Source organism: Paraburkholderia sp. Cpub6, from assembly GCF_014201065.1.
GTDB lineage: Bacteria > Pseudomonadota > Gammaproteobacteria > Burkholderiales > Burkholderiaceae > Paraburkholderia > Paraburkholderia tuberum.
Genome location: NZ_JACHDM010000096.1, coordinates 1 through 1,112 on the forward strand (window position 1 = coordinate 1; position 1,112 = coordinate 1,112).

A 1,112-nucleotide genomic window follows, 5' to 3' on the forward strand; every position below is an offset into this window, starting at 1 on the left:
TTACTCATAGGTCAGAAACATAGCGGACAGACGGATGTCTGAAGAAGGAGCGCACGAGCGTTGGGTTCCGTCCAATTTGTGCAAGCTGCTCGTGAATTCGCGGCCCCAGCTTTTCACCTTTTTGCAAAGGGCGTCGCGCGACTCCGGTGCGCTTGACGTGACTCCACACCAGTTCATCAGGATTGAGGTCGGGCGCGTAACCCGGCAGGAAGTGCAAGGTCAGTTTGCCCTGGGTGCTTGCGACGTAGTCCTTGACGACAGCTTTCTTGTGCGCGGGCAATCCGTCGACAATCAGATGAACTGCCTTGCGGCGATTGAACATCAGCTTCCTGAGCAACGTCACGAACAGCTCGCCGGTAAGCCCACCTTCGTACGTTGCAAACCAGAAGGCCCCTTTCGAGTTGACGGCGGACGCCGCGCTCATGCTTTGCCTCTGGCCCGGGCGTTCAACGACTGGCGTTACGCCGCGTTGCGCCCAGGTCCTGCCATGCACCGAGTCAGCCCGAAACCCCGACTCGTCCCAGAAGAAGATGTCGGCATTTTCCTCGCGGGCCTGTCTGGCAATGGCCGGATACGTGTCGCGCTGCCAGCGCTCGATCGCCACCGGATCTCGTTGGTAAGCGCGCTGCAATGGCTTTTGGGGCGTGAGCTTCAGGCGTGCCAGTATCGTGCCAATGGATGCCAGGCTCAACGTGACATCGAAGTCTCGCCGCACCAGTTCCCGAACCAGGTTGCGCGTCCACAGGCCGAAGTCAAATCCATACTGCATTGGATTCTTGCCATTGATCCAGCGCAGCACCTGCTGTTCTTGTGCAGGCGTGAGCTTGCGAGGGCGGCCCGTGCCTTTGGTCGAGAGCAGCACACGCATACCACGGCCGCGACCGCGCGCCTGAGCCCGGATCTTGTATGCCCACGAGCGATGCATCGCAAACGATGCCGCAACATCATTCGGATGCTCTCCTTCGGCCATGCGTTGAACCGCCAGGATGCGCATCTCTTCAAGCGTGTTATGAGCAAGGCTCCGACCGTCTCGTTTCATGAGCAATCCTGTCAGTAACTCTCGATCAAGCATAGACCATATGTCCGCTAAATTCCTGACCTATGAGTAATGC

Annotated in this window: 1 protein-coding gene; it reads right to left on the reverse strand. The window is 58.5% G+C overall.

Features of this window, described 5'->3' with window-relative positions:
* Positions 1-4 precede the first annotated feature (4 nt).
* Entirely contained in the window at positions 5-1,039 is a 1,035-nt protein-coding gene (locus HDG33_RS36855) for an IS630 family transposase (protein ID WP_184041235.1), read from the reverse strand.
* Positions 1,040-1,112: the final 73 nt, after the last annotated feature.

Bases quoted from the DNA above. Each gene is read 5' to 3' on its own strand.
- HDG33_RS36855 (WP_184041235.1), bottom strand. From the start codon at position 1,039: ATGAAACGAGACGGTCGGAGCCTTGCTCATAACACGCTTGAAGAGATG.